Below are 3,840 nucleotides of genomic sequence, written 5' to 3'. Positions count from 1 at the left end.
CCCGATGTCGGCGGCGGCGTCGTGGTCGATGCCGTGGCGGTCGAGCACCGGCGGCGGCGACCCCGCGGCGACGAACGCGACCGGTGGCCGGGCGGCTTCCCGCGCCTCGGCCTCGTCCTCGGCGACCGAGACGCTGGCGTAGGCCGCGAGGTCGAACTCGCCGTACTCCTCGGGACGCTCGTCGGCCATCTCTTCTACTTGCTCGCGTGCCCACGCGAGGTCTTTCGGGTGCGCGCCGTTGTACAGCGCGCCGTCGGCGTGTTTCGCCGCCATCCGGGTCATGTGTGGCCCCTGCGCACCGACGTACACCGGAATATCGCCGACCTCGTAGTTCAGCCCGGCGTCGACGGCCTCAAACGTCCCGTCGTGGTCGACCCGCTCGCCGTCCCAGAGTTTCCGGGCGGTCGTGAACGTCTCAAGCACGCGACGCAGGGCGTCGTCGTGGTCGAAGCCGAGGTTGCTGAGCGTCGACTTGTCTCCCGGTCCGATGCCGAAGACGGCCCGGCCGTCGCTGAGTTCCGCCAGTGTCGCCACCCGCGAGGCCAGCGTCACCGGGTGCGTCTCGTATGGGTTGGCGATGCCGGGGCCGAGCAGTATCTCTTCGGTCCGTTCGGCCATCGCGGTCAGTGACATGAACTGGTCGCGGTTGTTGTAGTGATGGCTGACGTACACGGCGTCGAGCGCGTTCGATTCGGCCTGTTCGGCAAGCGAGGCGAGCTGTGCGACCGGGTGTTCCGGGGTGAGTTCAATCGCGTACATGAGACCAGTCTCTGAGTGCTTGTCTGACTACGTCCTTCTCCGGGTCGCGGAACAGTTGCTCGCTGCCCGCGTGGTCGCCGAAGTCGAAATCGCGGACGACTGCGACGGGCGTTCCGCCGTCGCCTTCGCCGGTGACGAGGTTGGCCGCGGCGGCGAGTTCGTCGACAACGGCCTGGACGGTGGCTTCGAGTTCGCGGCCGTCGCGGTCGTGTTCGCCCCGCCAGTCCCGAGAGGCAGGGAGCCCGGCCCAGCCCAGTGCGACGCCGCGCTGGCCGAGTCGGAACGGCCGCCCCGACGTGTCGGTGACGATAACGCTGGGTTCGACGCCCGCTTGTTCGCGGATGCCAGCACGGATGGCTTCGGCCTCGGCCGTCGGATTCTCGGGGAGCAAGAGGAGGTCCGCGCCGGGCACGTTCGAGCGGTCGATGCCCGCGTTGACGGTGATATGCCCGAACTCCGTCACGCCGAGGATGAAGGGGGCTTCGACCAGCACCTCAGTACACTCATCGAGAATCGCCTGTGCCATTCGCGGGTCTTTCTCCTCACCGGCGATGTCCTCGATGGTCGCCGCGATGCGCTCGGCACGCGCGCTCGGCTCGTACGACGATAGCGACCGGCCGCGTCCGTTGGCCTTGGAAACGATAGTGCTGGCGACACAGATCACGTCGTCGTCCCGGAGGTCGGCCTGCTCGACGAGCAGCCCCGCCACGTCGTCCCCGGGGCGGACCTCGGGCAACCCTTCGACCGCGAAGACTTCCATACCGTTCCTGCGGTCCCTGCGGGAAAAAGACCCGCGTTCGCTGCAAAGCCGGCCAACAGTGGCAACAGCTGCCGGTACGCGGGAGCGAACCGCGACAGCCGAGGCCTTACAGCTCGTATTGGTGCACGTCGAGCGTGCCGTCCTCGACCGTCGCCGTCAGCATCGTCGGTCGGCTGGCCGGCGATGCGCCCGTGACGCTGCCAGGGTTCAGGAGCCGCACACCCTCGTAGACAGTGTCCGTCAGTTCGTGGGTGTGGCCGGCGACGCCGACGGCACTGCTGTCGGCCTCGTCGCGGACCGCAGCGGCGACACGGTCCGCCCAGCCCCGCGGCGACCCGGTGCCGTGTGTCACGACGAACGTGACGCCGCCGAGTTCGACTGTCGCCCGCTCCGGCAATCCGATCTGTGGGTCGATGTTGCCCGAGACGGCGGTCAGCCCCGTCGCCATGTGGCGGATGTCAGCGAGCGCCCCCTGCTGTCGAAGTCACCGGCGTGGATGACGTGGTCCGCGACTTCGATGCGCTCCCGGAACGACGGCGGGATTTCGTGTTCCCGGGAGGGAATGTGCGAATCGCTGATGAGAGCGACATCCATACAAATCCATCGCGTCGGCGTTCAAAAAGGGTTTCTGCCACGGAAACGGGTGCCGACCGATCGCTGTGGCGGCGCTACTCTGTGGACGAAAACACGTCCCGCAGTCCGTCCAACTGCTCGACCAGTCGATCAATGCCGCCATTGATTGTTGCGACCCGCTCGTCGATGTTGTCCACCGGAATCGCTCCCTGCGGCGTCGGCTCGATGAGTTCGTCGTCTTCCAGCATCCGCAGCGAGTACCGCACCTTGTGTTTCGGGACCCCTGTCTCCTCGGCGAGCCGAACGATACCGATCGGCCCGTTCTCGATGACGGCTTCGAGGATCGACAGGTCCCGCCCCTCCTTCTCGACCTGATCTTCCAGTCGGTCCATTCCCATAGCAAATCGTATCTGTGCATTTAGGGTCGTGACACATAAACGCCTCAGTTGCGGCACTGCGACGCGGGTTGTCCCTCTGTACCGCTCTCTACCTATGTGAACCATCAGTCGCTACTCGTCCGAGACCGGCGTCCGGCGAAGCTCGTCGAGCTGGTCCCGGAGCTTGCTCAGCTCCGTCTCCAGTTCTTCACGGCGGTCGATGAGCGCGCTCAGCTCCTCCGTGTTGACCGAGTAGTCGTTATCCATCGCCACGTCCAGCGCGTCGGTCGTCGCGCTCGTGAGGTCAGACGCCACCCGCAACACCTCGCTTGGCGTTCCGCGGGACTCGTACAGCTCCTGTTCGCCCGACAGCGGGCTGTATGTCACCATCGGCGACTCGACCCCGCGGTGGTAGCTCACGGCGTAGCTCGTGTCCGTCACCGGATTGAGGCGGTCGTCTGCCCGCTCCGTTCGGACGATGTTGAACGGCTCGGCCAGCGCGGGAAACGTGTCGGCGAGGTCCCGAAGCCGGTCCGCGGCGGTCACGTCCAGTTGTGCCTCCACGTCGCCAAAGAACTGCCGGGAGTTGGTGAGGCTAAACGCTACGGTGTAAAACACTGACTCGTCGCTGTCGGCCAGATTGCGAACGCGGTCGCGGACCTCCTCGTGACGGCCCTCGATAGTGAGCTTCTCCAGTTCCTCAAGCAGCGCCCGGACGCCCTCCTCGCGTTCGAGGAACGCCTCGACGATCGCGCCGGGCATTTCCTCGCCATCCACGTCCTCCATGGCCCCTCTTTTGTGGGGCCTCGTAAACAGTTTGTCGCTGGCAGCCGCTAATCCGCACGGCTTATACTGTCGGCTGTACGTCTGTGAAGAATTTCGCCACCCTGAGGTGGCGAATATCTTGAAATAGTTACAGCCGACAGTATTACAACCAACACAAAACATATGCCATCCCGCGTGAAGTGATAGCACGTCCGACCCCGGTGGACGGACACTATGACAGGCCAAGGGGGCACTTCCCCGGACGTCTGCTATTGTGCCGGGCGTGTAATATCAGTATATGCCGTTTTATCGACCAGTAAGCGGTGTTTACTGCTTGCTGGACAGCCACTGAAACGGGGGCCCGGAACGGAGTGAGCGATCACGACGCGATGAAACGCGTCGCTCACCGAGTCAAATTCAGAGAAACGCCCGGAGCGGGATTTGAACCGACGGAAGACGGTCGCCTCACTCCGTTCGGCGCTGCGACTTCCAGGGTTCAAATCTCTGTTGTGCGTTTCATCGCTCACGATGGCGAGCACACGCTAAGCGGTGCTCGTCGGAATCGTTCGAAATAGAAACGCCCGGAGCGGGATTTGAACCCGCGTC

The 3,840-nt window shown here is 64.8% G+C and carries 4 protein-coding genes and 1 pseudogene; all 5 read right to left on the bottom strand.

The genetic code is table 11. From position 1 onward, the window contains the following. The coding region (locus GJ630_RS19195; RefSeq protein ID WP_191450751.1) for a 5,10-methylenetetrahydromethanopterin reductase at positions 1-759 on the bottom strand (759 nt) is incomplete at its 3' end. After that, positions 746-1,519: a coenzyme F420-0:L-glutamate ligase gene (locus GJ630_RS19190; protein WP_014041496.1), complete on the bottom strand. Its 774-nt coding sequence runs from the start codon at positions 1,517-1,519 to the stop codon at positions 746-748. The genes GJ630_RS19195 and GJ630_RS19190, both read right to left, overlap by 14 nt. A gap of 106 nt (positions 1,520-1,625) precedes the next feature. Continuing rightward, positions 1,626-2,113, bottom strand: a pseudogene (locus tag GJ630_RS19185) (metallophosphoesterase family protein). 74 nt (positions 2,114-2,187) lie between these two features. Then, positions 2,188-2,484, bottom strand: coding sequence for a winged helix-turn-helix transcriptional regulator (locus tag GJ630_RS19180; RefSeq protein WP_170832126.1), 297 nt, complete (start codon positions 2,482-2,484; stop codon positions 2,188-2,190). Positions 2,485-2,601: 117 nt separating this feature from the next. Then, positions 2,602-3,255 carry a hypothetical protein gene (locus tag GJ630_RS19175; RefSeq protein ID WP_005537126.1) on the bottom strand — a complete coding sequence of 218 codons (654 nt, stop codon included), beginning with the start codon at positions 3,253-3,255 and terminating at the stop codon, positions 2,602-2,604. Between the last annotated feature and the right edge of the window lie 585 nt (positions 3,256-3,840).

The sequence above is a fragment of the Haloarcula sp. CBA1122 genome (assembly GCF_009741785.1).
Lineage (GTDB): Archaea > Halobacteriota > Halobacteria > Halobacteriales > Haloarculaceae > Haloarcula > Haloarcula hispanica.
The sequence above is the reverse complement of the archived record's forward strand: the minus strand, read 5'-3'. Positions and strand labels throughout refer to the sequence as shown.

Coding starts and splice junctions, on each gene's coding strand:
- GJ630_RS19190 (WP_014041496.1), bottom strand. CDS start 1,519: ATGGAAGTCTTCGCGGTCGAAGGGTTGCCCGAGGTCCGCCCCGGGGAC.
- GJ630_RS19180 (WP_170832126.1), bottom strand. CDS start 2,484: ATGGACCGACTGGAAGATCAGGTCGAGAAGGAGGGGCGGGACCTGTCG.
- GJ630_RS19175 (WP_005537126.1), bottom strand. CDS start 3,255: ATGGAGGACGTGGATGGCGAGGAAATGCCCGGCGCGATCGTCGAGGCG.